Raw genomic sequence first — 25,785 nt, 5'->3', positions numbered from 1 at the left:
AGTCCTTATTTCCCAAGATGCCGGTCAAAGAAGCGCACGATGACGTCATAGGCGTCGCGCGATTCGGGTACGTCCGGATTGTAGAAGAAGCCGTGGAACATGCCGTCCCACACATGCAGTTCGGCCTGGGCGCCGGCCTTCACCATGCGCCCGTGCGAATAGACCGCTGAGCTCAGTTCGAACGCGCGCGTGCCGGTCAGGAACAGCGTGGGCGGAAACTTCGCGAGCAGGTCCGGCGAATTGGCGGGGGCGGCAAGCGGATCGTGGATGTCCACCCCGGCCAGATAGGGGATTGGCGGCAATCCCTTGCCCAGCGGCGGCGGCGGCTCCGCGGGCAGGTTCGCCTCGCCCACCGGCGCCACGACATAGCTGGCGTCGCCGCCGAATCCGGCCCCCTCCACCAGCGTCATTCCGGCGCAGAAGACGCCTGCGGCACCCGGCATCGGCAGCCCGTGGCGTTCGAACCAGGCGAGCGACATGCCCACCAGCATCCCGCCCGCCGAGCAGCCATAGATGCCGATGTTGCGCGGCGAATAGGTCTTGAGCAGCTCGCGGTAGACCGCGGCCACATCTTCGCTGGCGGCGGGGAAGCGGTGCGCCGGTCCCTGGCGATAGTCGATCGTGACCACCTTGATCCGGCCCGTCGCGGCGATCGGCATCGATTCCAGCTTCGCGCAGCCCGGATAGCAGCCCATGAAGCCGCCGCCGTGGAGGTTGATCAGCACCCGCTTCTCGTTTCCGGGTGCGATCCCGTCGCGCGGCGTATAGACCAGCGCGGCAACTCCGGCGATCCGGGTCGCCTTCACGTCGAGCCGGAATTGCGCCTGCTGCGATGCCAGATAGGGCGCGAGGAAGAAGGGCACCTCGCCATCGGGAAGCTCCTTCGATCGCGGGTCCTGCATGTCCTTCAGATGCTGCGCCAGATAGGCCTTCGCCTCCGGCGACAGATAGGCGGAAACCGGCACCCGGATTGGCGGCATCACCACCGTTCCGTCGTCCTCGATCACGACGGGATGGGGGGCATCCTGCTGCGCGGCGGCGGGCAGCGGACGAGCCAGTAGAGTCACCAGGCAAAGAACCAAGGCGCGAGCGCAGCGCCGCTGCGATTTGCGATCGAACCATTTCATGGTGACGAACTCCCTTCCTCTCCTGGCTTCGCGGCCTTCGTGTCGCGAATGGTGCCCCGATCGCGGCGAAATGCGCAATCGGTTTCAATTCGGGCTTGGCCCCGCATGTCTCTTTGTAGTATCTTACAGCTAAGATAAATAGACGATCGATCGGGAGGGGTGTGATGCGTGCCGTCTGGGCGGCTATGGGCATTGCGTGCGCGGCCGCGGGCAGCCCTGCGGGTGCCGCCAGCACGTCCTATGCTGCGCAGCATGCTGCAAGCGGCGGCCATGCTAGCGACATGCGCCTCAGCCCCGGCGGTTCAGACCTTTCCGCATCGGTTCCGGACATCGCTGTCGATCCGCGCGACCCCGCCCGGGTAGCGGTGATATGGCGCACGCTGGTGATGGCCGAGACCCCGGCGACGCCCGGTTATCGCGCGATGCAGTGCCATCTCTCGCTCTCCGCCGACGGCGGGCAGACCTTTTCCACCGTCGCGCTGCGCTGGGACGTTGCGGACATGCCGGTCTGCAACGCGCCCTTCGTCGATATCGGCGCCGGCGGCGCACTGTTGATTGGCGCCACGCTGGCCGGCGTGCTGCCGCAGGATGCCGAGGCGCATCATGCGATGGCCGCCGGCCGTGTGGTGATGCGGCTGTCGCGCGATTGGGGCGCGAGCTGGTCGCCGGTTTCGACGGCGATCGCGACCGGCGACACTGCGCGCTTCGTGGCGAACCCTGCCGTGCCGGTCGCGGCAACGCTGGTGCCGTGGGATGGCGCGCGCGGTGTGATCGATCCGGAGACCGGCCGGATTACGCTTTCGGGCGGCTTTCCGGCTCCCCCGGGTGACGCGCTCCATTCGCAGCGATTCTACGCCCAGTCCGGCGACGGCGGTAAGAGCTGGGGTCTGATCCGCGCTTTCGGGGCGCCGGGATGGCCGCAGCGCTGGGATGGGCATCTGCTCGCGGCGCATGGGCGGCTGGCGATATCCTATTTGGCGGGGGCCGCTCCGGGGCATGAGGACGGATGCCTGTGCGTCGTGTTCGCCACGGGTACGCCGGACGGCGCCGGATTCGAGCGGCATCTGGTTACCGTCGCGGACGGGTTTGATTCGCTGGTGCATTATCCGCCGATCGCGGCACATCCCGGGCGGGCGGGTGTCTATGCGCTGGCGCTTGTGCCGGGCGGACGGGAAAGCCCGGCGGTACGGATCACAGCAGACGGCGGAGAGACCTGGCGCGAGATCGCGGCACCGGCAGCACCGCCCGAAGGCATAGTGCGCGCCTCGCGGCCGGCGCTTGCCTTCGCGCCGGGCGGCACGCTGGTGCTGATGTGGCGCGGCTATCGTGCCGACGGCAGCTACGACAGCTATGTCGCGGCGGCGCGCGAAGGCGGCGCATTCGGCCCGGCGGTGAAGCTTTCCAGCGAACCATCGGCGATCCCGGAAGCGCTGGCCAAGGATTATGCGGCGCGCGGCGACTTCATCAACGTCGTCGCGGTGGGGCCGGACGCTGTGCATGCCGCATGGACCGACTGGCGATCGGGCGAAACCGGACAGGTCTTCTACGGCCGCGTGCCGCTCGCCGCGCTGGTTGCGGCTCACAATTGAACGGTTTGGAGGGTGGATTTGGGTAGCGGACGTCTATCGGGAAAGGTCGCGTTGATCACCGGCACCGCCGGGGGCCAGGGCAGGGCGGCGGCGCTCGCTTTCGCGCGTGAGGGCGCGCGGATCGTCGGGTGCGACATGAAAGAGGCGCAGTCCGCGGAAACGGTCGCGCTGGTGCGGGCGGAAGGCGGGGAGATGACGGCGATGGCGCCGGTTGACCTCTCCAACGAGGATGCCGCCACCGGCTGGGTGAACGATGCCGCGGCGGTCTATGGCGGGATCGACGTGCTATACAACAACGCCGCGCTGGGCCGGATCGGCCCGCTGATGGGCATGAGCACAGCATCGTGGCACTTCACCCTCAAGTACGAACTGGACATCCTATTCTTCGTCACGCGCGCGGCTTGGCCGCACCTGGTTGCGCGGGGCGGCGGGTCGATCATCAACACCGGATCGATCATCGGATCGCGCGGCAGCGACATGCCCATGGCCGCACACGGGGCGGGCAAGGCCGGTGTGATCGGCCTTACAGCGCACATGGCGCTGGAGGGCGGGCCATCGGGAATCCGCGCGAACTGCATCAGTCCGGGCCTCATCGCGAACGACATGTTCAAGGATCTGCTGCGCGATCCCAACGACAATATGCACAAGCAGGTGCGGACTTCTCCGCTGGGACGGATCGGCCGGCCGGAGGATGTGGCGGGGCTGGCGGTGTTTCTGGCCTCCGACGAATCCAGCTACATCACCGGAACCAATATCGTCGTCGATGGCGGGCAGACGCTGGGCATCGGCATGTCGTTCGGCAGCGAACCCGTATTCGCCGCTCCGCCGGAGCCGGAAACCCTGCCCGCCGCACAGGGCGAGGAGCTGGCGATCGAGACGCCGGACGGCACCTCCCAGGCATGGCTGTTCACCCCGCGCGAGGGGGCCGGCCCGTGGCCGGCCGTGCTTCTCTATACCGACATCATGGGCGTGCGCCCGCTTTTCAAGGCGATGGCGCAGCGGCTGGCGGATGCCGGGCACGCGGTGCTGCTGCCCAATCTGTTCCACCGGCTGGGTCCGCCCGTCGAACCGCCGCTTTCGGTCAAGAATTCGGGCGAATTCGGGCGGCTGCTAAGCATGGCGGGAACGCTGACCAAGGAGACGATCGAGCGCGATTCCGGCGCGTGGCTGGCGGCGCTGGCCGCGCGGCCCGAAGCGGCGGAGGGGCCGGCAGCCTGTGTCGGCTATTGCATGAGCGGATCAATGGCGATCTGGACCGCGGCCGCGCATCCGGATCGGGTGAATGCCGTCGCCGTCTTCCACGGCGGGCACATGGTGATGGGCCGGCCGGACAGTCCGCACAACCTCGTCGGCGAGAGCCGGGCGCGCTTCTATTTCGGATGCGCGGAGACCGACGCCTTCATGACCGCGGACCATATCGCGGGGCTGCGCGCCGCGCTGGAGGACGCGGGGCGGCCGCATGAGATCGAGGTCTATCCCGGCACCTATCACGGCTTTGCGATCGCAGACGCCTCCTACCATCCCGAAGGGGGCGAGCGGCACTGGCGCAAGCTGGTGGAGTTCCTGGCATGAACCGGCTCAAGCTCGGCACCTTTGGCTTCAACCTGGATGGCGGCTTCACCGCCACTACTGCCGAGGAGCGCCACCGGCTCGACTGGCCCACCGTTGCCCGGGTCGCGGGGCTCGCGGAACAGGCTGGCTTCGAGCTTCAGGTGCCGCTCGCGCGGTGGCGCGGGCTGGGCGGGGTGACCAATTATTGCGGCACCAACTATGAAGGGCTGAGCTGGGCAGCCGGCGTGGGCGCGATCACCCGGCAATCGCAGATATTCGCCACCGTCCACGTGCCGGTGATCCACCCGATCGTGGCCGCCAAGCAGATGGTGACCGCGGATCACATCTCGGGCGGACGTTTCGGCCTCAATCTCGTCTGCGGCTGGTTCCCGCCCGAATTCGCGATGTTCGGATCGCCGATGATGGATCACGACAGCCGCTATCGCTACGCGGCCGAGTGGATCGACATCGTCAAGCTGCTGTGGACGCGCGAGGAGGAGTTCGATTTCGAGGGCGAGTTCTTCCGCATCGTGAAGGGCCAGTCCAATCCCAAGCCGCTGCAGAACCCGCATCCGCCGATCATGCAGGCGGGCCAGTCGGGCACCGGCGCGCGGTTCGCCGCCAAATATGCCGACATCGCTTTCCAGAGCGTGAGCGAGGGCGAGCCGATCGAGGACATCCGCCGCCGCTTTGCGGACCTGCGCAGGCTGGGGCGCGAGGAGTTCGGGCGCGAGTTCGAGATATGGCTTTCCTGCTGGGTGATCTGCCGGCCGACCCAGACCGAGGCTGAGCGTTTCCGCGATTATGTGCTGGAGGAGAAGGGCGATCTGGCGGTGCTCGATTCGATGCCGCCCAACCTGGTTCCGAAGGGCGGCGGGCCGGAAGCTCGGCTGGCGCGGCAGAAGGTGCTGGGCGGATTCGGGGGCGTCCATTTGGTCGGCTCCCCGGCGATGATCGTGGACCGGCTGGCGGAATTCTCCGCCGCGGGGGCGGACGGAATCGTCCTCACCTTCGTCAACTATGAAGAAGGCCTGCAGACCTGGATGCGCGATGTCGCGCCGCTGCTGGTGCAGGCGGGGCTGCGGAAATGAGCGCGCCGGGTGCGGACGTTTTGGAGGGGGGCAATATGGGTAAGGGTATCAAACTGGTTCTCGCGGCGATCGTATGCGCGGGCGGCGCGGCGTTCCTGCTGCTCAGTTTCGATTCCTTCCTGTTCTTCGGCCTGCCGATGATCGCCGGGGTCGCGGTCGCCTTCTGGAACAGCGCGCGCCGTGCCGACTGGCGCACCGTCGATCAGGTGACGGACGTGCTGCGCATCTATTTCGGCGGCCACCTGCTCTGGTCCTGCATCCGATATTGGAGCACCGATATGCAGCCGGTGATCCATCACCCGCTGGGCGGCCCGTTCGTCGCATCGCTGGTCGCGATCGGCGCCTTCCCCTTCATCAAGACGCTGGAGGGAGTCGTGGGCATCGCGCTGCTGGGCAATCGCTTCGTGCCGCTCGCGCTGGTGCTGGAGGTGCCCACCAGCATGACGATCTTCTATCTCAACACCTTCGTCACCGCGCGGCCGAGCGGTCTCGCCACCGGCCCGACCGAACTGGGCGTCAATGTGGTGCTGCTCCTGCTCTATTTCGGCTATTATCGACCGTTCCTGGTTGCGAGCGCCCGCGCGGCGCCGCCCCTGAATGGAACGGGCGGGTTTCAGGGCGCGCAGGGTGCTCCTGGGGCTGCGCTGTGAAAAAAGACAATCATAATAATAGCTTACTGGAAATCCATTTTATGGAGGGGGGCATTTTTCGTGCGATCAATGCCCTCTTGAACGGGACGCGGAGCCGCTTCGCCTCGCTTGACAATCGCCATCATAAAGAATATTCAAAATCAAATATAATCTAGGATACTCGCCGGGCGGCGGGCCGCCCCGCGTGTGAAAGAGGTCGCCACCAGTCAGAAGTGGCGCGTTAGCTTGGGGGAGGTTGCATATGGTTGCATTACGTTCGACGCGCCGCTTGGCCGGATCGGCCAGATTGTGCGTCTCGACATCGCTGCTCGCGCTCGGCCTGAGCGTTGCGTCGCCTGCGCTCGCGCAGGAGGCGGCGCAGGAAGAGGAGGGCGCCGCGGCGCAATCCGGCGACGCAATTGTCGTCACCGGCACTCGAATCCAGGGCATCAATCCGGTCGGCTCCGCGGTTATCCCGGTCGGCCGTGACGAGATCGAGGAGCTGGGTGTCACCACTACCAACGACGCGCTGCGCAAGCTGCCGCAGGTGGTGAACTTCGGCGGATCGAATGATCAGTCCGGCGGTTCGGTGATCCAGAACACTTCGCTCAACACCTTCTTCGCCAAATCGGTGAACCTGCGCGGTCTGGGCACCGCGTCCACGCTGAGCCTGGTCAACGGCCATCGTGTGGCGCCGCAGGGCCCGAATGGCCAGTTGTTCGACGCCGACAACATTCCGGCGATCGCGCTGGAACGTATCGAGGTGGTCGCCGACGGCGGCTCCGCGATCTACGGCTCCGATGCCATCGCGGGCGTGGTGAACTATATCATCCGCCGTCCGGAGGACGTGGCGGAGGTTCAGTTCCGCGCCGGCTTCGCCGATTCGGTGCAGGAATATACCGGGTCGGTCGGCTTCGGCCGCCGCTGGGACACCGGCGGGATCTTCGTGGCCTATGAATACCAGAAGCGGACCGCGCTGGAGGCTGATGATCGTCCGGACCTCTATAACAGCGACCTGTCCGCCTATGGCGGGGGCCTCAACCCGCTGTTCTCGAACCCCGCCAACGTGCAGTTCGCGAACAACGGCACGCCCTATGGCATTCCCGCGGGCCAGAACGGCTCGGCGATCACGCTCGGCAGCCTGACGACCACCGCGAACCGGATGAACCCGTGGACGGGCGCCGACGCGGTTCCCAGCGGCAAGCGCAACACCGTTGTCGGCAGCTTCGAGCAGGAGTTGGGCGCATCGGTGAAGTTCAAGGCCGACGGCTTCTTCTCGCGGCGCGAATACAAGCTGGACGGCATCCCGCAGACGGCGACGCTCAGCGTTCCCAACACCAACCCGTTCAGCCCCTGCGCTGTCGGCAAGGCGGACAACAGCGCGACGCTGGATTGCCCGGCCAGCGGCACGGTGCTGGTGCCCTATAACTTCCTGTACGATCTGGGTCCTGCGACCGCCACCGGCTATGAGCAGCTCTGGTCGCTGTCCGGCGGCTTCGACGTCGATTTCGGCGGAAGCTGGCACGCCAACCTCACCGGCTATTACAGCGAGGATGAGGGCGACAGCCGCACCGACAACCTGATTAACGGCAACGGCCTGAACCGTGCGCTGGGCGCCACGGTTGCGGGCACCGCCAAGCCCGCGGGCGTGCCGTACCTCAATCCGTTCTGCGACGGCAGCGCGTTCGACTGCAATTCCGACGCGACGGTGGACCTCTTCCGCGCATTCACGGAAATCGGGTCGAAGTTCGAGCTTTACGGCTTCACCGGCAGCGTGGGCGGCAGCCTCTTCTCGCTCCCGGGCGGGGATGTGCGCGTCGCGGTGGGCGGCGAGTATCACCACGACTTCCTGTCGGGCACGGGCCAGATTTCGAATACCCGCACCGACAATGTCGGCGTGGTGACCGCGATCCCGGTTTCCAACCAGCGCAGCGTCAAGTCGGGCTATGCGGAAATGTTCGTGCCGGTCTTCGGATCGGGCAACGCGATCCCGGGCATCGAGCGGCTCGAGATCGACGCGGCCATTCGCTACGACAAGTACAGCGACGTCGGATCGACCACCAACCCGAAGATCGGCGTGAACTACGTCCCGGTCCAGGGCGTGACGTTCCGCGGCAGCTATGGCACGTCGTTCCGTGCGCCGAGCCTGGTCGATGTGAACAAATACGCCACCGCCGGCTTCCTGCCGCGCACCGGCACGGGCACCGCCGTGGGGCTGACCCCGGCCAATGGCTCGTTCCTGTACGTCTATCCGATCGGCGGTAACCCGAACCTGCGTCCGGAGCAGGCGGAAACCTGGTCGTTCGGCGTCGACATCGCTCCGGAGGCGATCTCCGGGCTGCATGCGTCGCTGACCTACTACAACATCGTCTATACCGATAAGATCGACACCGCGGCGTATAACGCGCCGATCGGCGGCGTGCTGAGCTCGGGCCAATATGACGACTTCATCGTCTTCAACCCGAACTATTTCCCCGGCAAGGCGACGATGACGCTCGCGCAGTTCGTGAGCTATTGGAACTCGATCACCGCCGATCCGAACCTGCCGTATCTCGGCGCTCCGCCGGATCCGACGACGATCATCGCGATCGTGGACGCGCGCCGCAACAACAGCGGCGTGGTGAAGACCGACGGCCTCGACTTCAGCTTCGATTATGCGATCGAATCGCCGTGGGCGACGTTCAACATCGGTGGCCAGGCAAACTACACCTTCCACTATAAGTCGGCGCCGGTTCCGGCCGCACCGCTGGCGGACGAGGTGAACCACTTCGGCTATCCGGCGCGCTTCGCGGGCAGGATGGAGTTCGGCCTGCAGAAGGACGGTTTCGGCGCGACCACGTTCATCAACTATGTGAACGGCCGCAAGATCACCCGCACCTTCCTGCCGGCATCGGTTCCGGATCAGTATCTGAACATCGACTCGTACACTACGGTGGACCTGTCGCTGCGCTACAGCTTCGGTGACGGTGACTCGCTGCTCGGCGGGCTGAAGCTCTCGGCCAGCGTGGTGAACCTGTTCGATGCGAAGCCGCCGCTGGTGGTCAACACCGGCGGTTCGCCGATCCGCTTCGACCCGAGCTATTCCAGCTCGCTCGGGCGCTTCTTCTCCTTCGGGATCTCGAAGAAGTTCTGATGGCTGAACCCGCAGGCGCAACCGCGTCGAACGGGATGGGAGGAACCGGTGAGCGCCATGCGTTCACCGGTTTCGCCTATGCTTGCCAGTTCTTCTATGGAGGCTGGTTCCTGTTCCACGGGCTGAACTACTGGTTCGGCTTCTATTTCGATCGTTCGGTCCTGCCCGGGCCGGGGCTCGTGCCCGCGCTGGCGGAATCGGGCGTAATGACCATCGTCAAGCTGCTCGAGATCGTGATCGGCCTGGCGTTGCTGCTTGACCGGTTCGCCGCGCTGGCGATCGTGGGGGCATGGCCGATCACGCTGATGATCGCCTATGTCAACGGATCGCATCTCACCCGCTTCGGCCTGTCGGTCAGCGCGGTGATCATAGCGCTCAACGCGATCATGTCGCTAGGGCATCTCGATCGTTACCGGGCGATGCTGGCCTATCATGCCGGTGCGCCGGTGCTGGGACAGGGCGGGGCGCGCCCGATCGCCGGGATCGGGCACATCCTGGCCGCGGCCGGCGGCGTCGCGGCTGCGGCAGGAGTCACCTACCTAACCTTGTGGCTGTTGCATTAGGATCTCGCGCCGCCTCCGGCCCAAGCTGGCGGCGCGTCGCGTAAGGCGCCGGGGCCGTCCGGGCGAAGCCAGGACGACGCCGGTCCCCCGCCTTATCTGCGGGCGTCGAAATAGGCGTCCAGGAACGCCTGCGCCTCCGCCCGCGGCTCCGGGATCGCGCCGGCATCGGGCGCCAGCCGCATCAGCATGGGGTTCGCCTCGCTATAGCTGGGCCAATGCGGCAGCCCTGCGCCGTTCGGATCGCCCGTGCGCGCGAAATTGACCCAATAATCGAACATCAGTGCCGAAAGCTTGCGGTCGCCGTCCGTCCACGGCTGGTCCTCGGTCTCCAGCGTCTTGAAGACATAGACGATCTCGGCGCCGTGGAACGCGCCCAGTTGCTGGCGGCCGGGCCAGGGCTGGTCGAACCAGAACAGCCAGGCCTTGTTCTTGCCGGTGCGCGCCTGCAGCCTTGCCCAGCTTCGCATCTGCCACTGGACGGCATCGGTGGCGGATCGCCTGAGCTGGTCCGGCTCGCCGCCATAGATGCGGTCATAGGAGGCTGGATCGGCCTGCGCGCGCTTGATCCAGTCCATGCGGATCGTGGCGCCCTCGTCCGAATTGGAGCCGACCAGCGTCGGCACGTCGTTCTGCGCACCACGGGCGAAGCGGTTGTAGACGATGTCGGGCAGCAGATATCCGTCGCGTTCGGTGGGCCAGAAAAAGGTTGGCTGGGCCAGGATCTGCTCCGGCTTCAGCGCCCGCAACGCTGCCAGCGATGGAGCGTTGAGCTTCTCACCGAACGCCTTGCCATATTCCTCCGCCTGGCGCAGATTCTTGCGCCCGATCAGCCCGCCGTCGGGATCGAACTGCGACGTGCTTTCGCCGATCACCTTGTCGAACAGGCCCTTCGCAAGCGGGGAGGCCTGGAGGATGCTGATCGCGGTGCTGCCGGCGGACTCGCCGAAAATGGTGACATTGCCGGGATCGCCGCCGAACGCGCCGATGTTCTCGCGGATCCATTTCAGCGCGGCGATCTGATCCAGCATGCCGTAGTTGCCGGAGGAACGATAGGGCGCCTCCGCGCTAAGCTCCGGATGCGCTATGAAGCCGAGTGCACCGAGCCGGTAGTTGATCGTGACCAGCACGATGCCCTTCTTCGCGAAGGCCGTGCCGTCGAATGCGGGATCGCGATTGGACCCGGCCATGAAGCCGCCTCCGTGGATCCACACCATCACCGGCATCGGTCCGTCCACCCCCTCGGGCGTCCAGACGTTGAGCGTCAGGCAATCCTCGCTCATCGGCGGGCGGGCACCGGCATCCTCGCCCGGAAAGCGGCTCTGCATGCAGGTGGCGCCGAAGCTGGACGCATCGCGCACCCCGGCCCAGGGCGCGGCCGGCTTCGGTGCCTTCCAGCGCAGATCGCCGACCGGCGGCGCGGCGAAGGGGATGCCGAAGAACCGGCGGACGCCGTCGGCGCTGCTCCCGGCGAGCTTGCCCTGCGCCACGCTCACGTGCGGGACTGGGGGCTGCGCTGCGGCCGGCGCCGCCCCCGGCAGCGTCAGCAGCATCAGTGCGATGGCGGAGCAGGTCGAGCGCAACATGGTGATTCCCCCTTGGGCTGGATGGTGGGCCGGAAGCTAAGCCTGGGCCCTCTTGGGTGAGGGCTCGCCGGAGCCTGGCCGCGCGCCGCGCGCCGCCCAGCCGGAAAGGCCGCACAAGGCGAGCAGCAGCGCGACGATTGCGAAGAAGCCGAAGGAGCCGCCCATCTCCAGCGATCGGACGCCGGTGAACGAACTGAGCACAGCGCCCAGCCGCCCTACCGCCGCCGCCATGCCCACACCCGTGGCGCGCGCGGCCGTGGGATAGGTATTGGCGGCGAGTGTATAGAGCGTGTTGTGGAGGCCCGACATGCAGAAGCCGAGCGCCAGCATCGTCGGGAATATCACCGCGGCGGCTCGCACGTCGCCCGCCAGCAGTAGCGCGAGCGTCAGCGCCAGAATCGCCGCGACACCCGAGAGTGCCATGTGCGTGGTGCTGAACCCCTTACGATCAAGCGCAAGGCCGCTGAACAGCGCGCCGATGACGCCTCCGGTGTGGAAGGTGGTAAGCCCCAGGCTGGTCATCGTCAGATCGAAGTCCAGCATGTGCAGCATCGTCGGCACCCAACTGAAGATCGTGTAGGAAGCCATCAGGCAGGTGAAGAAGCCGCCCCACAGCAACAGCGTGGCGCGGCGCACTTCGGGCACCAGCAGCACGCGCATCGGCGCGGTTGCCTTTTCCAGCGGCGGGATCACGAACTCCCTGCTTGCCGTGCCGGCGATGCCGCAGCGCGCGAGCAGCCGGTCCAGCTCCTGCCGCTTGCCTGCGCGCAGCAGGAAGGCGGGGGATTCGGGCAGCAGGGCGATGAAGCTGAGGCCCAGGACGATCGGCACGACACCCGCCGTCACCAGCACGGTGCGCCAGCCCAGCATCTCCAGGATCGTGGCGCCCAGCCCACCGGCCAGGATTCCGCCGATCGGGATGAACACCATGCCGATCGCGATCGCGCGTCCGCGCCTGCGCGCGGGGGTGAATTCCGAAATCAGCGCAGCGCCGTTGGGGATCGCCGCGCCGATGCCTAGGCCGTCGATCAGCCGGATGATCATCAGTTCGATCGGCTGCTGCGCCAGCGCGCCACATGCCGTGGCGGCGCCGAACAGCAGGATCGATCCGATCAGCGCCCAACGGCGCCCGACACGATCCCCCAGCAGGCCGCCGATCACGGAGCCCAGCGCGACACCGGTCAGATTGGCGGCGGTGACGGGGGCGAAGACGTCGGGCCGCACCTTCCAGTCGGCGATCATCGCGGGAAGGGTGATGCCCAGCGACTGGTTGGCCAGCCCGTCGACCGCAAAGACCAGCGCGAGCCAGACCAGGACGAGCTTCTGGTATCCGCTCCACGGCGCATCGTCGATCAGCCGGGTGAGATCGTTCGGGCCGCCAGGGCCGCTATCGGAGGCGTGCATCGAGGTTCCTCAGGGGTTCGTGGGCTGATCGATGGCACTTTCGCCAAGGAAGCTGGGCGGGGCCGCATAGGCCCGGGCCGCCAGGAACGGCTGGTAGTAGCGGAAATAAGCCAGAAGAAGCAGGCAGTTGGCTCCGATCTCCAGCGGGCCGGTGATCAACTGCCGCGGCGCGGCGGTGATGAAGAAATTGAGATAGAATATGTTGAAGCTGGTCGGCATCTCCACCACCAGCGCCAGCGGCACGAAGCGGTTGGCGAGCAGCAGAATGGCGACGACGCCTTCCAGCGCCTTGATCCCCTGGTACAGCCCCATCGCTTCGAGCGAGGCGACGAACGGGCCGCCCACCGGATGCGGGATCGGCGGCTGGACATCGCCGAACCAATAGCGGGCCGACGACCAGAGCAGGTGAAGCCCCCAATAGATCCGAAGCGCGTCCGTGAGGTGATCGGCGCTTGTCCGGTGCGGGTCCATCCGGCGCAGCACCAGCGCGCCAGCGATTCCGGCGAGAATCGGCAGACCGAAGAAAATGAAGGTATCCAGTGTCGCGAAGAACAACAGATAAAGCGCAATCGCGCCGGTGACGGCCGCGACGGCCTTGAACAGGTTGGAAATCGGCATCGTCATTCCTTCGTTCCGCGCGTGCGGGAAGGCCGGTGGCGGGCGGGCCGGGCGCACCTTTCGGCCGCGCGCGGGGCCTGCCCCGGCGGGCTCAGTCGATATATCCCTTCTCGCGGTAATAACGGGCGGCGCCGGGATGCAGCGGCACGCCCTTGCCGTCAGCCACAGTGAGCGGATCGATCGAATAGGGCCGGACGAACCATTTGAGCTCGCCGCGGTTGCGATCCGCCGCGCGTGCGATCGCATAGGCGACGTCGTCCGGCATGTCGGTGCGCGCGAAGATCACTTCCCCCGAACGGCCCACCGTGGGGATGGTGCGGTCTACGCCGCGCAAGAGCCCCCAGCGGGCCTTGGTGCGCACCATACCGGTGTCTTTCACCAGCCGGTCCAGCAGGTCTTCCGGCAGGTCAAGGAACTGCAGCTTATGGCCTACCGTAACGGTGGTCCAAAATGCCGATTCGGGGTTGTTCGCCGGGCTGGCCAGGCTGGAGATGACGATATCGAACGGCGTATCGGCGGTGATATCGCGCGGGGGCATCAGCGCGCCGCCCCAGCTTTCCAGGCTCTTGCGGTCGAGCCTGTAATATTCGAGCACCGGCATCACGGTGGGCTGGAAATCGGTGATGATGCGGACCGGCAGCTTGCGCTCGCGCACCTCCGCCAGGCTCTTGATACCCAGCTCGGGCTTCACCGCGACGAGCAGATAGGTGGGGTCTTCGATCCGCGCGATCAGCCGCAGGTCCGGATAGGGGCCGTCCTTGGCATAGATGTGCTGGCCGGCATGCGCCCAGACGAGCATCGACGCTTCGGTGATACCGAAATCGATCTTGGCGCGCACGCGCCGCACCGTGCCGTGGCGCAGATCGTCCTCCACCAGGGGCGGGGGATAGGATGCCCTGGCAACGATGCGCGGCCCTTCTGTCCGGTTGCAATTGCGGCAGAGGATGATCTCATAGCCATCAGGGGCCAGGGCCTCTTTGACGAAATCGCCCAGTTCGCCCCACGGGCATGCCTCGATACAGGCGGAAGCGAGCACCAGCCGCTTGGTGCCGAAGCCGGTCTGGCCGACATCCTCCCATTGGGCCGCCTCGTCCTGCGGCGCCGTCTGCGCGCTGGCGGAAGGCGCGGCGATCGCGCCCAGCAGCAACAAGCCAAACCAGAGCGCCAATGGCCCCCGCATGCCGAATCCTCCGTCCCCTGGGTGACACCGAGGGACGGGGCCGGCGAACCGACACCGGCCACCGCCGCGCCCCTGCCCCCTGCTTGCCGCTGGGGCTTGTTCTGTGCGAAGGATTATAAAAAATAATATTCAAAAGTGGAAGTGTAAACTGCATGATGCGCGTTGCCGGCACCGCGGGAAACGGCCGCATTCCGGACGGCCGCCGTGCCTTGGAGAATCGACGCTTTCTTCCGGGGCCTGTTTCGACCATGGGGAGGATATGAAGCTGCGAACAGGTGAGGCGCGCTCGAACGGAGTAGCCACGAAGATCGCCGACGAAGTCCGCACCCTGGTTGCCGGCGGGATGCTGTCGCCGGGCGTGCGGCTGGGCCAGATCGAACTTGCCGAGCGTTTCGATTCCAGCCCGGTGCCGGTGCGGGAAGCGCTGAAACTGCTCACGTCGGAAGGGATCGTGGAGCATGATCCAAATCGCGGCTTCTTTGTCGCGCGGCTTTCCAGTGCGGAGGCGTGGCAGCTTTTCCGGATGCGCCACCTTCTCGAAGACGATCTGCTCCAGTCGATCGAATGGCCGAGTCGGGCGCAACTGGCGGATCTGAGAAAGCGCGCCGTGGAACTGGAGCGGCTGCTGGATGCCGAGCAGCGGCGCGACTGGTGGCTTCGGCACCGCGAGTTCCACCAGACGATCTTCGATTTCTCACCGCACAAGGTGATGGTGCGTGAGGCGATGCGGCTGTGGACGCTCACGGACCGGTTCCGCGCCATCCTGCCGCTTCCTCGCCGCTCGAACGCCCAGCGCAATCTGGTGCGCAAGCACGATCTGGTCGAGGCACTGGCCGAGCAGGATCGCGAGAAGCTGGTGCGGCTGCGCCGTGACCGTCGCGTCTCGTTCGAAGGGATGGTGCTGGAGATCCTTGAGGACCGGAACCTCTAGGTCTGAGCCGAATGGCCGCTCAGCCGGGCGCCCGCGGTTCCTTCCAGCTTTCTCAGCGATGCCATCGCGGCCAGCAGCAACGCGGCGTGGAACAGGAGCGCTACGCGGAAATCCGCCAGGCCGGGTGCTTCGCCCCATCGCCCGTGCAGCGCCGACAGCGCGTTGATGATGATCGCGCTCAGCGATACCGCGATGGCGCTGGTGAGTTGCTGAAACACGTTCCACAGCACGGTCGCCGAGGTCGTCTGATCCTCCGGAACATCGGTGTAGAGCAGCGTCTGGACGCCGGTGAACAGGATCGATCGCGCGGCGCCAAGGAACATCAGGCACACCAGGATCACCCACAACGGCGTGCTGGGCGAGAAAGCGGCGCACAAAGCGGTCCCCGCCGCCGAGGCCAGGCAACTGGCGAGCAGGTTGGCGCGATAGCCCAGGCGCCGGAGCAGCACGCGGATCAGCGGCTTTATCACCAGATCCGATCCGTTGAGCATGATCAGCGTCAACCCGGCGGCAAAGGCGCTCATGCCCAGCGAGAGCTGGAACATCAGCGGAAGCACGAAGGGCAGCGCCCGGATCGCGATACGGATCGGAGCGCCCGCGGACAGCACCGAGATGCGGTAGATGTCGGAACGCAGCGGCGCGAGCGATAGCAGCGGCGCGGGATGGCGCCGGAAATGGCGGACGGCCGCGAGCGCGGCGGCCGCGCCCCCGGCCAGGCAGGCGAGCGCGATGCGGATGTCGCCGCTGGCGGACGAAACCCGGTCGAGCCCGATCAGAAGCCCGGTCATGGCGGCGGCGCCAAGCAGGAAGCCCCGCGTGTCGAAGGGGCGCGGGTTCTCGGCGGGCAGGTCCGGGACGTGGCGCCAGATCATCACCAGCCCCAGCACGCCGATCGGCACGTTGATCAGGAACGCCCAGGGCCAGGAAAGATAGGTGACGCAGAAGCCGCCGATCGCCGGGCCGAAAGTGGGCGCCAGCAGCACCGCGGTACTGGTCAGCGTCATCACCTGCACCAGCCGTTCCTTGCCCGCCGAGCGGACGAGGAGCGAGCCGCCGACGGGCATCATCAGCGCCGCGCTGGCACCCTGTGCCACCCGTGCTGCGACGAACTGGCCTAGCGAATGGGTGAGCCCGCACCACAAGGAACTGAGGGTGAAGCACAGAACCGCAAGCGCGAACACGCGCTTCGGCCCCAGCCGGTCGGTCAGCCAGGCGCTGGCGGGCAGGCATGCCGCCTGTGCCAGCAGATAGACGGTGACGCCGATCGAAAGGTCCACCGGCGCCACGCCGAAGCTTTTGCCCATCGCGGGAAGGGCGGTGTGGATCACGGTCGCGTCGAGTTGCGCCATGAACATCGCCACCGCTACCGCGGTTCCGGTCATGCGCAGCGAGGCAGGGCTTGCCGGGCCGGCGGCAGGGGTCACCGGGCGCCGTCCGCGCCTTCCGCCGCTTGTTCCTCCGCGATCAGGGCGGCGAGCATGCGCCGCGCGGAAACCGGCGCGGCATCGGTTGCCAGCAGGATCGGGTTCAACTGGTTGATGTCGCTCACCGCGCCCATGTTCTTCTGCACCAGCTCGATCATTGGTTCGTCTTGCTGGCGGAAGGCCAGATCGAAGAAGTCGAGCAGCGCCTTGTCGACCTCGGGCTCGTCCTGGCGGCGGTTGCGGCCGTTGATGAAGAAGTAATGCGATGTGAACTCGGTTTCGGGCGTGATCGTATGAAGCTGCGGGATGTGGACGCCGCTGTCGCGGCCTTTGTCCATCTCCCAACTGCCGACCGCGAAATCCAGGAATGCGGGCGGATACCAGGTCATGGTGGTATCGGAATGCACCGGCACGTCGGGATCCATGCCGAACAGCTTCACATGCGCGGAGGAGGGGCCAAGGCCGCTTCGCATGCGGTGGTTGACGATCGACCGCTCCCGGCGTTCCAGCCGTTGCTTGGTCGCCTTAAGTACCGTCTCGGTCGCGTGGCGTCCGCCGCCGAACTGCGGGTGGATGAAGGCTGCATGGCTGAGATCGAGCAGGTTGTCGACGACCAGTTCATAATGGCCGCGCACGTGCAGACGCCCGCGGACCAGCGCATATTCCGGGTCCTCCAGGAACGCGACGCGCGGCAGCGAATCAGGATTCGCCGCGGCCGGATCGCCGGGCCAGAACCAGATCACGCCATAGCGCTCCATTACCGGCCAAGCCCGCGTATCTGCCGCGGGGAAGGGGGCTTCCTTGCCCAGATGCGGGTTATGTACGCAACGCCCCGCGCTATCGAAGCGCAGGCCATGATAGGGACAGCGGATCGTGTCACCCTCCACCTGACCTTCGGACAGCGGGGAAAAGCGATGCGGGCAGCGATCGCGCAGCATCGCGGCGGCGCCATCCGCGGTGCGGAAGAGCACCGCGTCCTCGCCCGCCAGCTTCCGCGCGAGCGGGGCATCGGCGAGCTCTTCGGAAAAAGCGGCTGCGTACCAGGCGTTCTTCAGGATCGAGAGCAATTGCCACCTCTCATTTGACGATGATCGGGTTTGCGCAGGCCGGGCGGCCGGCGGCGGGCGCCCGGACCATGTTGGCGAAACAGGTTGCCGTCAATTAAATATAATATAATATATAGAACCAGCCCGGGGAGCCGGCTGCGGAAGGGGGCATTGCGATGGACGGAAGGACCGGGGGCAAGGGATGAACATCGCCGTGTCCCAGCCGCCCCTCGAGTCACGGGCGGAGCCGGCACCGCGAAGCGTGGTCGACGACCTGGCCGAGGATATCCGCGCCGCGATCTATCGCGGAACGCTGCATCCCGGCGCCCACCTGCCGCAGCGCTGGCTGGCGCAGCACCATCCGGCAAGCAAGGGAACGCTGCGCGAGGCGCTGGCGCAGCTTCGTTCCGAAGGACTGCTGCAGCACGACTATCATCGCGGCTATTTCGTCGCGCGGCTGTCCGCCGGCGACGTCCGCCAGGTCTACCGGATGCGGCGGTGGCTGGAGACAGAACTGCTGACGTCGCTCCAATGGCCGGACAGGAAGCAGCTCGACCGGCTGGCGGCGCTGCAGCGGCGCGCGGCCGATCCGGCCACCGGCCGGCCGGTTCGAGACATGCTGCGCGAGGAACTGCGTCTGCTGATCTTCGGCCTGTCGCCGGAGGGGGTGCTGCTGCGCGAGGTGCAGCGGCTGTGGCTTCGCACGGACCGGTTCCGCACCTATTTCGAGACCGAGGGCGACTATGCGCTGATGGAGGCGCTGGCCGCCGCGGACCGGGACCGGCTTTTGGAGGAATATGCGCGGGAGCGCGCACAGGCTGAGGCGACGCTGGAGGAGGCGCTGGTCGCGATGCCCGCGCTATGGGCCGGGGACGGGCGCTAGAGATCGAGCACGAGCCGGTCACTGAGCGCTCCCGAACAGCAGATCATCATCGATTTCCCCTCGCGCTTGTCCTTTGGCGAAAGGACCGCGTCGAAATGATCGGGAATGCCCTCGATCACCCTCACCTCGCACGCGCCGCAGGTTCCCTGTTCGCAGCTTGAGCCGGCGGCGATGCCGGCCGCGCGGACGACCTCCAGGATCGACTTGCCCGGGGGTACGGCCAGCTCGATACCCGAGCGGGCGAGCGCCACGGTGAAGCTTCCCGCCGGGGCGGCGGCGGGCGGCGGGGCGAAATACTCGAAGTGGATCGCGGCATCGTCACGCCCGTCCGCACGCGCCATCGCGATGAAGTCCTGGATCATCGCGGCCGGGCCGCAGCAATAGAGATGGGCGTCGCGCGGGGCCGCCGCGATTGTCGCCGCCAGCGGAAACGGCCCGCCCGCGGCGTCGTCGAAATGCAGCCGGGCCTGGGGGACGCGATCCAGCCTGTCGGCCAGCAGCAGCGCCGGGCGGCTGGCGAACGCCGCGTGCAGATCGAACGCGCGGCCATGCGTGCCGAGCCAGGACGCCATGGACAGCAAAGGCGTGATGCCGATCCCCCCGCCGATCAGCACCGAATGGCGGGCGTCCGTGACGAGCGGGAAATCGTTGCGCGGCGGCAGCACGCCGATCGCGCTGCCCGGACGCAGGCCATCGTGGACGGCCGCCGACCCGCCGCGCGAATTGGGTTCGCGCCGCACCGCGATGACATATTCGCGCAGCGCGTCGCCCGCCTCGATCAGCGAATATTGGCGATCGATCCCGCCGGGAAGCAGCAGCGTGACATGCGCGCCGGGCGCGGCGGGAGGAAGCATAGCGCCATCGCGGTCGGCGAGGCGCAGCAGGATCGTATCCGCACCGGCCGGCGCAATCGCACTGACGTGGAGCGAAAGCGGGTTCGTACTGGACTTCTGTTGCGATTCCATTTGGTTGATACCGCTTCGAGCCGGAAGCGCGGCCCGCAAATTACCGTCCTGATATCTTAGTGCTAAGATAGATTGACTCGAATATCCAGCGAAAATACAACCCGCCGGCACAAATGATCAGGAAGGATGCAATGGCTGGAGACCTGGAAACCGACGTTCTGGTGATCGGTGGCGGATCCGCCGCGACGCGCGCCGCGCTGGAAGCCGCGGAGGCCGGAGCATCGGTGCTGCTCGTCGACAAGGGAGAGGTCGGCACCAGCGGATCCAGCCCGCACGCGCTGGTCGGCTTCAGCGTACCCCTGCTCGACGAGGCGGACAGCCCGGAACTGTTCATCGACGATTGGGCGAATGCCAGCGGCGGCATCTGCGATCGCGACCTGGTGGCGCAATGCGCGCGGCTGGGGCGCGGACTGGCCGAGGATATGGAGCGCCGCGGCGTCGCGTTCATCGACAATCCGGACGGAAGCTGGTTCATCTCCAAGCGCGCCGGCCATTCGGTGCGCCGCACGCTGATGGCCAAGGGCCATGGCAACGGCGTCCACGCGAATGTGATCGCGCCGATGCGCGCCGCGCTGGAAAAGGCCGGGGTGACGCTGTGCGAGAACACGCTGATCACGCGCCTGCTGGTCAGCGACGGCGCGGTCGCGGGCGCCCATGCCATCGGCCCGGACGGCGAGGCGTTCGTCATCCGCGCGAAGGCGGTGGTGCTCGCCTCTGGCGGCGTGAACCGGCTCTATTCGATCCTGTGCGAGGAGGTGGTCGAGCACCATAGCCGCACCACCGGCGATTCCTATGCGCTCGCCTTCCATGCGGGCGTCCCGCTGATCGACATGGAGTTCGCCCAGTTCCGCGATTCCCCGCCCGCGGGGCCGATCTTCGGCGCGGCATACCGCAACCGGCTGGGGGAGCGGATCATGGAGCGCTACGATCCGGAGAACCTGGAATGCGCACCGCGCTATATGATGGCGCGCGCGGTCTATACCGAGAATTTCGAGGGACGCGGCCCGGTGGTGTGGGAGGTCGAGGAAGGGCAGATCGCCCGTTCGCGCGCGCCCGTGGGCACCTATAAGGCAGGCGAGATCGTGCCGATCACGCTGATGTTCCAGCGGCTGATGGGCGGTGCCCGTATCGATGTGAACGCCGCGACGCAGGTGCGCGGCCTTTATGCCGCGGGCGAGGCATCGGGCGGCGTCCATGGCGGCGATCGCATGCAGGGCTGCGGCTTCCTGGAGACGCAGACGTTCGGCACCATCGCGGGCCGGAGCGCGGCGGCCCATGCCGCGGCCAATCCGCTGCCCGCGATCGATCCCGCCGCGATCGCCGCCGAGCGCGAGCGGCTGGCGAGCGGCGCGGGCAAGGCCGATCCCGCCGAGTTGTTCGAACGCATCCAGACGATCATGTGGAGCCAGGCGGGCGTGGTTTCCAACCGCGAGAAGCTTACCGACGCGATCGAGAAGCTGCAGGCGATCCGCGAGCAGGCGGCAAGCGACCTGGACATCTCCGACATCGTTGCGGCGGAGGAAGTGCGCAACCTGGCGCTGGCCGGGCAACTGGTGGCCACGGCCAAGCTGGCGCGCGAGGAGACCCGCAGCGGCCACGGGCGCACCGATTTTCCGGATGCCGACCCGGCATGGGTGCGGCACGTCCGCCTCTCGCGTGCGCCGGACGGATCGATCGCGGTGGATAGCGTGCCGGTGACGCTTACCGCCGAGCCGGCGGCGATCGCCGCCGAATGACGATGGGGGCCGCGCAGTCCAGCTAGGGCAGCGCGGCTTCGATCGAGTGCAGCAGCTTGCTGAGAAATGCGTTGCCGCGCGCGCGATCGACCGGGCTAAGCCCAGCCATCAGCTCCTGCTCCATCGCCGCGAAATGCGACATGGTGTCGTGCGCCAGCGCCTGGCCCTCCCCGGTAAGCTCGATCAGGTTGGATCGCTGGTCGCTGGGGTGCGAGACGCGCTGGATCAGCCCGCGCCGCTCCAGCCGGTTGGCCAGCCCGGTCAGCCCGCCTGAGGTGACGGGCACATAGCGGCCGGCCAGATCGGTCGGCGCGCCGCGATAGGGCGGGCCGATCCGCATCAGGCCGGCAAGCAGGCGGAACTCATTGTCCGAGAGTCCCGCGCGCTTGAGCGCTTCGGAGGTTCGGCTGCGCAGCCGGTCATCGATGCGGGCGATCCGCGCGGCGATGGCGCGCACGTCGCGATCGAGCGCCGGCACCACCGACACCCATTCGTCGATCACCACGCCGACCGCGGAATCCAGGCGATGCGCATGACTGGCCGCGCGCAGCCCCGCAAGGCTGGTCGCGCCGTCCGAGGGGGCAGGGCCCTTTGCCTTGCCGCGCGGTGCGGACTTTCGGGTCATGCGGAGGGGCGTTCTGGCAAGATCCGGCGCATCGCGAACCTCTAAGGCGTTAGCCCCGCCGCCGCCAGAGCGATTTCCCTGCCGGTGCCGGGAGTGCCTGGGCACGATAATTCCATTGATGAATATAAATTCCCATATAGAATATTCGTCATGCCGTTTGCAGATATGATCGATGCCTTCGACCCGCGTTGCGAGGGTGCGCCTGCCCCCCTGGCCCTCGCCGGAGCGCGGCCGTTGTTCACCTGGGGCCTGGCGGCGGCCGGGCGCGGGCGCAGGCCAGGCGGGTTCCGGCTGATGCTGGCGCCGGACGCCGAGGGGGCGACGGACTGGGAGGCGCCGCTGTGGGACAGCGGCCCGCGCGAATGGACGGGCCTTCCGCAACTCCGGTACGAGGGGCCGGCGCTGGCGCCGTCCACCGCCTATCGCTGGCGTGTGCGGATGCGCGACGAGGCCGGGCGCTGGGGCGGCTGGAGCGAAGCGCGGCTGGAGACCGCGCCCGATCGCTGGCGCGGCGAATGGATCAGCCAGATCCTGCCGCCCGCGCCCTGCTGGCGCCCGCGCCGGCCGGAGTTGCGCGGCGAGATCCATCGCAACCATTTCGGCGCGCTGCCCGCGCTGCTGCTGCGCGGCGGTTTCATGGTCCGGGGCGCGGTGCGGCGCGCGCGGCTGCATGCCACGGCGCGGGGGCTGTACCTGGCCAGCGTGAACGGCGAGGCCTGCAATCCGGGTGCGCTGGCGCCGGGCTGGACCGATTATCGCAGGCGGATCGCGTACCAGACCCATGACGTCACCGCGCTGTTGCGGCCCGGCGCGAACATGCTGGCGGCGGTGCTGGGGGAGGGGTGGTACAGCGGCCGCATCTCCGAACACGCCAAATATCCGGCGGGGCATTATGGCCCGCAGCCCTGGTTCACCTGCCAGTTGATGATCGAATATGCCGACGGCCAGACCGAGTGGCTGGGCAGCGGCCCGCAATGGCGGGTGGCGCAAGGCCCGATCGCCTATTCGGACCTGTTGAACGGCGAGGTGTTCGACGCGCGGCAGGACTGGGAGGGCTGGATGCTCCCCGGCTTCGACGACGGCGGCTGGGCGCCGGTTTCGGTGCGTCCGATCGACGGGGTGCCGATCGAGCCGGACATCGCGCCGCCCGTGCGCACCACCCAGGTGCTGGCGCCGGTTTCGATCATGCGCGAGGGCGGGCGGGCGCTGGCGGACTTCGGACAGAACCATGCCGGGCGGCTGAGGCTCCGGGTGTCGGGCGAGGCGGGGGCGGCGCTGCGAATCCGCCATGCCGAGATACTGGACGCGGACGGGGCGCTCTATTCCGCCAACCTGCTGCGCGCGGCACAGACCGATACCCATGTGTGCGACGGCGCCGGCCCGCGCGATTGGGAGCCGGCCTTCACGATCCACGGCTTTCGCCACGCCGAGCTGACCGGGCTGGACCGGGTGAAGCTGCACGCGATCGAATCGCGCGTGCTGCATGCCGATCTGGACGCGGCGGGCAGCTTCGCCTGCGGCCATGCGATGGTGGAGCGATTGCTGCGCAACATCGGCTGGGGGCTGCGCAGCAATCTGCAGGCGGTGCCCACCGATTGCCCCAGCCGCGACGAGCGGCTCGGCTGGCTGGCGGACGCGCAACTGATCGCTGGGACTGCGGCGTGCCTGTTCGACGTGCGCGGCTATTTCGCCAAATGGTTGCAGGACATCCGCGACGCCCAGGCGGCGGACGGCACCGTGCCGGACATGGCGCCCTTCCTGTCGCCCGCGTTCGACTTCTTCGCGGATGGCGCCGCCGGCTGGGCCGATGCCGCGGTGATCGTGCCCTGGACGCTGTGGCGGCGATATGGCGACCCCGGGCTGGTGGATAGCTGCTGGCGATCGATGGCCGCGTGGATGGCCAGCCTGGACCGGCGCTTCCCGGATGGGCTGCGGCGCGGCGTGGGGAACAACTATGGCGACTGGCTGGCGATCGACGCGGGCACGGATCGCGACCTGATCGCGACCGCGCTCTACGTCCAGGCCGCGGCGATGATGGCGGACATGGCCGAAGGGACGGGGCGCGAGGCCGAGGCGCTCTATTACCGGGCGCTGGAGGGGATGGTCCGGCGGCGCTTCTGCGCGGCGTTCCTAGTGGAGGGCGGCAGCCTGAGCACCCCGACCCAGGCGGGCTATGCCATCGCGATCGGCACGGGGGCCGTTCCCGCCGGGGTGCGCGGGGCGATGGCGGACCGGCTCGCGGGCCTGATCGCTGCGAACGGCGGGGCGCTGTCGACCGGGTTCCTGGGCACCCGCTACCTGCTGGCGGCGCTGAGCGACCATGGGCATGCGCGGCTGGCCTATGACCTGTTGCTGCGCACCGCCTATCCCTCCTGGGGGTATATGATCGGGCAGGGCGCGACGACGCTGTGGGAGCGCTGGAACAGCCTGGGCGGCGATGCGGCGCCCGCGGACCCTTCGATGAACTCGTTCAACCATGCCGCGCTGGGATCGGTGGGGCAGTGGCTGTTCGAGGATGCGGCGGGCATCCGCGGCGCTGCGCCCGGATGGAGCGCAGTGACGATCCGCCCGCGCTTCGATGCGCGGCTCGGCTGGTGCGAGGCGAGCCAGCGCGCGGCGAGCGGCGTGGTGCGCGTGCGCTGGGAGTTTGCGGGGGCGGACGTGCGGCTGGACTTCACCGTGCCGCCGGGCACCCAGGCCGAGGTGCTGCTGCCCGTCGCGCCCGGCGCGATCGGCGGGGCGGATGCGGCGGCGCTGGCCGGGGTGACGGCGCGCGACGGGGCCGGGACGCGGATCGCGGCGGAATCCGGCGATTATTCGCTGCTGATCGCGGGCGTGGGATTGGAGGGATCGAGCCAGGCGTAGAGCCCGCTGTGATCGAAGGCGCCAAGCCCGTCGGCGCACATGCTGTCGAACAGGTCGCGGACCAGCGACAGGGTGGGCAGCGTCACCTTCGCCGCGTCGGCCAGGCCGCGGGCGGTGGCGAGATCCTTTAGCTGGGTGGTGGCATGGCCGCCGGGGCGGAAATCGCCCGCCACCATCCGCGCGCCATGGACGCGCAGGATCGTGGAATCGGCGAACCCGCCCGAAAGCGCGGCGATCACCGCCGCCGGATCGGCGCCGCCCGCGCGCGCCAGCAGCAATGCCTCCGCCACCGCGGCGATGCCGATGCCGACGATCGTCTGGTTGGCGAGCTTGGCGACCTGGCCCGCGCCCACCGGGCCGACATGGGTGACGCGGCCCATCGCCTCCAGCACCGGACGCGCGGCCTTCACCACCGCCGCGTCGCCGCCTGCCATGATCGCGAGGCTGGCCTGCTGGGCGCCGATCTCGCCGCCGGATACCGGCGCGTCGATGAAGGACACGCCAAGCGGCGCCAGCCGCTCCGCCTGGCGCCGCGCGACATCGGGCGGGATCGAGCTCATCACGACGACGGTGCTGCCGGGCCTGAGCGCATCCGCGATGCCCGCGGGGCCGAACAGCACCGCGTCGGCGGCGTCGCCGGTGCTGACCATGAGGACGGTGAGGTCCGCGCCGCGAACCGCCTCCGCCGCATCGCCGGCGATGGAGACCCCCGCCGCGCGCGCTTCGTCCAGGTCGCGGGGGTTGCGGTTCCACCCGCGCACCGCGTGCCCGGCGCGCGCCAGGCATGCGGCCATCGGGCGGCCCATGATCCCCAGGCCCAGGAATGCGATCTCGGCCATGCG

General features: G+C 67.7%; 20 protein-coding genes. 10 read left to right on the top strand and 10 right to left on the bottom strand.

The window, feature by feature from the left end; genetic code table 11:
* Positions 1-5 precede the first annotated feature (5 nt).
* Entirely contained in the window at positions 6-1,067 is a 1,062-nt protein-coding gene (locus OM513_RS13105) for an alpha/beta hydrolase (protein WP_264944866.1), read from the bottom strand.
* Positions 1,068-1,408: 341 nt separating this feature from the next.
* Between OM513_RS13105 and OM513_RS13100 the strand changes: the two genes are divergently transcribed.
* From OM513_RS13100 to OM513_RS13075, 6 genes are all read left to right on the top strand, one after another.
* Positions 1,409-2,716 (top strand): sialidase family protein, encoded by a 1,308-nt coding sequence (locus OM513_RS13100; RefSeq protein WP_264944864.1) that lies wholly within the window; start codon positions 1,409-1,411, stop codon positions 2,714-2,716.
* 51 nt (positions 2,717-2,767) lie between these two features.
* Positions 2,768-4,288: an SDR family oxidoreductase gene (locus OM513_RS13095; RefSeq protein WP_264944863.1), complete on the top strand. Its 1,521-nt coding sequence runs from the start codon at positions 2,768-2,770 to the stop codon at positions 4,286-4,288.
* A complete protein-coding gene (locus OM513_RS13090; protein WP_264944861.1) occupies positions 4,285-5,358 on the top strand; it encodes an LLM class flavin-dependent oxidoreductase in 1,074 nt (357 codons plus the stop codon). The genes OM513_RS13095 and OM513_RS13090 overlap by 4 nt, the downstream gene beginning before the upstream one ends.
* 35 nt (positions 5,359-5,393) lie before the next feature.
* A complete protein-coding gene (locus tag OM513_RS13085; protein WP_264944860.1) occupies positions 5,394-6,008 on the top strand; it encodes a hypothetical protein in 615 nt (204 codons plus the stop codon).
* Between the two features lie 241 nt (positions 6,009-6,249).
* Positions 6,250-9,120, top strand: coding sequence for a TonB-dependent receptor domain-containing protein (locus tag OM513_RS13080; protein ID WP_264944858.1), 2,871 nt, complete (start codon positions 6,250-6,252; stop codon positions 9,118-9,120).
* Entirely contained in the window at positions 9,120-9,683 is a 564-nt protein-coding gene (locus tag OM513_RS13075) for a hypothetical protein (protein ID WP_264944857.1), read from the top strand. Before OM513_RS13080 ends, OM513_RS13075 begins: the two co-directional genes overlap by 1 nt.
* A 92-nt stretch (positions 9,684-9,775) precedes the next feature.
* Here OM513_RS13075 and OM513_RS13070 read toward each other — a convergent pair whose 3' ends face one another.
* From OM513_RS13070 to OM513_RS13055, 4 genes are all read right to left on the bottom strand, one after another.
* On the bottom strand, positions 9,776-11,266 hold the full coding sequence (locus OM513_RS13070) for a carboxylesterase/lipase family protein (RefSeq protein ID WP_264944856.1): 1,491 nt from the start codon (positions 11,264-11,266) through the stop codon (positions 9,776-9,778).
* 36 nt (positions 11,267-11,302) lie between these two features.
* Positions 11,303-12,670, bottom strand: a complete 1,368-nt coding sequence (locus tag OM513_RS13065; protein WP_264944855.1) for an MFS transporter — start codon at positions 12,668-12,670, stop codon at positions 11,303-11,305.
* Positions 12,671-12,679: 9 nt separating this feature from the next.
* Positions 12,680-13,294 carry a hypothetical protein gene (locus OM513_RS13060; protein WP_264944854.1) on the bottom strand — a complete coding sequence of 205 codons (615 nt, stop codon included), beginning with the start codon at positions 13,292-13,294 and terminating at the stop codon, positions 12,680-12,682.
* Positions 13,295-13,379: 85 nt separating this feature from the next.
* Positions 13,380-14,456 (bottom strand): TAXI family TRAP transporter solute-binding subunit, encoded by a 1,077-nt coding sequence (locus OM513_RS13055; RefSeq protein WP_264944853.1) that lies wholly within the window; start codon positions 14,454-14,456, stop codon positions 13,380-13,382.
* Between the two features lie 271 nt (positions 14,457-14,727).
* Here OM513_RS13055 and OM513_RS13050 point away from each other — a divergent pair, with 271 nt between their 5' ends.
* Positions 14,728-15,399, top strand: coding sequence for a GntR family transcriptional regulator (locus OM513_RS13050; RefSeq protein WP_264944851.1), 672 nt, complete (start codon positions 14,728-14,730; stop codon positions 15,397-15,399).
* On the opposite strand, the gene OM513_RS13045 is transcribed toward OM513_RS13050, so the two are convergent.
* Complete coding sequence (locus tag OM513_RS13045) at positions 15,396-16,781, bottom strand: MFS transporter (protein WP_264944850.1); 1,386 nt, start codon at positions 16,779-16,781, stop codon at positions 15,396-15,398. The genes OM513_RS13050 and OM513_RS13045 overlap by 4 nt on opposite strands.
* 38 nt (positions 16,782-16,819) lie before the next feature.
* Positions 16,820-17,890: an aromatic ring-hydroxylating dioxygenase subunit alpha gene (locus OM513_RS13040; RefSeq protein ID WP_264944848.1), complete on the bottom strand. Its 1,071-nt coding sequence runs from the start codon at positions 17,888-17,890 to the stop codon at positions 16,820-16,822.
* Positions 17,891-18,083: 193 nt separating this feature from the next.
* Here OM513_RS13040 and OM513_RS13035 point away from each other — a divergent pair, with 193 nt between their 5' ends.
* Positions 18,084-18,752: a GntR family transcriptional regulator gene (locus OM513_RS13035; protein WP_264944847.1), complete on the top strand. Its 669-nt coding sequence runs from the start codon at positions 18,084-18,086 to the stop codon at positions 18,750-18,752.
* On the opposite strand, the gene OM513_RS13030 is transcribed toward OM513_RS13035, so the two are convergent.
* Positions 18,749-19,717 carry a PDR/VanB family oxidoreductase gene (locus OM513_RS13030; RefSeq protein WP_264944846.1) on the bottom strand — a complete coding sequence of 323 codons (969 nt, stop codon included), beginning with the start codon at positions 19,715-19,717 and terminating at the stop codon, positions 18,749-18,751. The genes OM513_RS13035 and OM513_RS13030 overlap by 4 nt on opposite strands.
* 131 nt (positions 19,718-19,848) lie before the next feature.
* Here OM513_RS13030 and OM513_RS13025 point away from each other — a divergent pair, with 131 nt between their 5' ends.
* Positions 19,849-21,453: an FAD-binding protein gene (locus tag OM513_RS13025; protein WP_264944845.1), complete on the top strand. Its 1,605-nt coding sequence runs from the start codon at positions 19,849-19,851 to the stop codon at positions 21,451-21,453.
* Between the two features lie 22 nt (positions 21,454-21,475).
* Here OM513_RS13025 and OM513_RS13020 read toward each other — a convergent pair whose 3' ends face one another.
* Positions 21,476-22,078: a MarR family winged helix-turn-helix transcriptional regulator gene (locus tag OM513_RS13020; RefSeq protein ID WP_264944844.1), complete on the bottom strand. Its 603-nt coding sequence runs from the start codon at positions 22,076-22,078 to the stop codon at positions 21,476-21,478.
* Between the two features lie 150 nt (positions 22,079-22,228).
* Here OM513_RS13020 and OM513_RS13015 point away from each other — a divergent pair, with 150 nt between their 5' ends.
* Positions 22,229-24,943, top strand: a complete 2,715-nt coding sequence (locus tag OM513_RS13015; protein ID WP_454616531.1) for a family 78 glycoside hydrolase catalytic domain — start codon at positions 22,229-22,231, stop codon at positions 24,941-24,943.
* Here the strand turns inward: OM513_RS13015 and OM513_RS13010 are convergent.
* Positions 24,892-25,782, bottom strand: a complete 891-nt coding sequence (locus OM513_RS13010) for an NAD(P)-dependent oxidoreductase (protein WP_264944840.1) — start codon at positions 25,780-25,782, stop codon at positions 24,892-24,894. The genes OM513_RS13015 and OM513_RS13010 overlap by 52 nt on opposite strands.
* Between the last annotated feature and the right edge of the window lie 3 nt (positions 25,783-25,785).

Source organism: Sphingomonas canadensis (assembly GCF_026013525.1).
Lineage (GTDB): Bacteria > Pseudomonadota > Alphaproteobacteria > Sphingomonadales > Sphingomonadaceae > Sphingomonas > Sphingomonas canadensis.
Note: the sequence above shows the minus strand (reverse complement) of the source record. Positions and strands in the feature narration are given on the sequence as shown.

What these genes read in the sequence shown, in the direction of transcription:
- OM513_RS13100 (WP_264944864.1), top strand. Translation starts at nt 1,409, where the DNA reads ATGCGCCTCAGCCCCGGCGGTTCAGACCTTTCCGCATCGGTTCCGGAC.
- OM513_RS13090 (WP_264944861.1), top strand. Translation starts at nt 4,285, where the DNA reads ATGAACCGGCTCAAGCTCGGCACCTTTGGCTTCAACCTGGATGGCGGC.
- OM513_RS13085 (WP_264944860.1), top strand. Translation starts at nt 5,394, where the DNA reads ATGGGTAAGGGTATCAAACTGGTTCTCGCGGCGATCGTATGCGCGGGC.
- OM513_RS13080 (WP_264944858.1), top strand. Translation starts at nt 6,250, where the DNA reads ATGGTTGCATTACGTTCGACGCGCCGCTTGGCCGGATCGGCCAGATTG.
- OM513_RS13075 (WP_264944857.1), top strand. Translation starts at nt 9,120, where the DNA reads ATGGCTGAACCCGCAGGCGCAACCGCGTCGAACGGGATGGGAGGAACC.
- OM513_RS13070 (WP_264944856.1), bottom strand. Translation starts at nt 11,266, where the DNA reads ATGTTGCGCTCGACCTGCTCCGCCATCGCACTGATGCTGCTGACGCTG.
- OM513_RS13065 (WP_264944855.1), bottom strand. Translation starts at nt 12,670, where the DNA reads ATGCACGCCTCCGATAGCGGCCCTGGCGGCCCGAACGATCTCACCCGG.
- OM513_RS13060 (WP_264944854.1), bottom strand. Translation starts at nt 13,294, where the DNA reads ATGACGATGCCGATTTCCAACCTGTTCAAGGCCGTCGCGGCCGTCACC.
- OM513_RS13050 (WP_264944851.1), top strand. Translation starts at nt 14,728, where the DNA reads ATGAAGCTGCGAACAGGTGAGGCGCGCTCGAACGGAGTAGCCACGAAG.
- OM513_RS13045 (WP_264944850.1), bottom strand. Translation starts at nt 16,781, where the DNA reads ATGACCGGAACCGCGGTAGCGGTGGCGATGTTCATGGCGCAACTCGAC.
- OM513_RS13030 (WP_264944846.1), bottom strand. Translation starts at nt 19,717, where the DNA reads ATGGAATCGCAACAGAAGTCCAGTACGAACCCGCTTTCGCTCCACGTC.
- OM513_RS13025 (WP_264944845.1), top strand. Translation starts at nt 19,849, where the DNA reads ATGGCTGGAGACCTGGAAACCGACGTTCTGGTGATCGGTGGCGGATCC.
- OM513_RS13020 (WP_264944844.1), bottom strand. Translation starts at nt 22,078, where the DNA reads ATGACCCGAAAGTCCGCACCGCGCGGCAAGGCAAAGGGCCCTGCCCCC.
- OM513_RS13015 (WP_454616531.1), top strand. Translation starts at nt 22,229, where the DNA reads ATGCCGTTTGCAGATATGATCGATGCCTTCGACCCGCGTTGCGAGGGT.
- OM513_RS13010 (WP_264944840.1), bottom strand. Translation starts at nt 25,782, where the DNA reads ATGGCCGAGATCGCATTCCTGGGCCTGGGGATCATGGGCCGCCCGATG.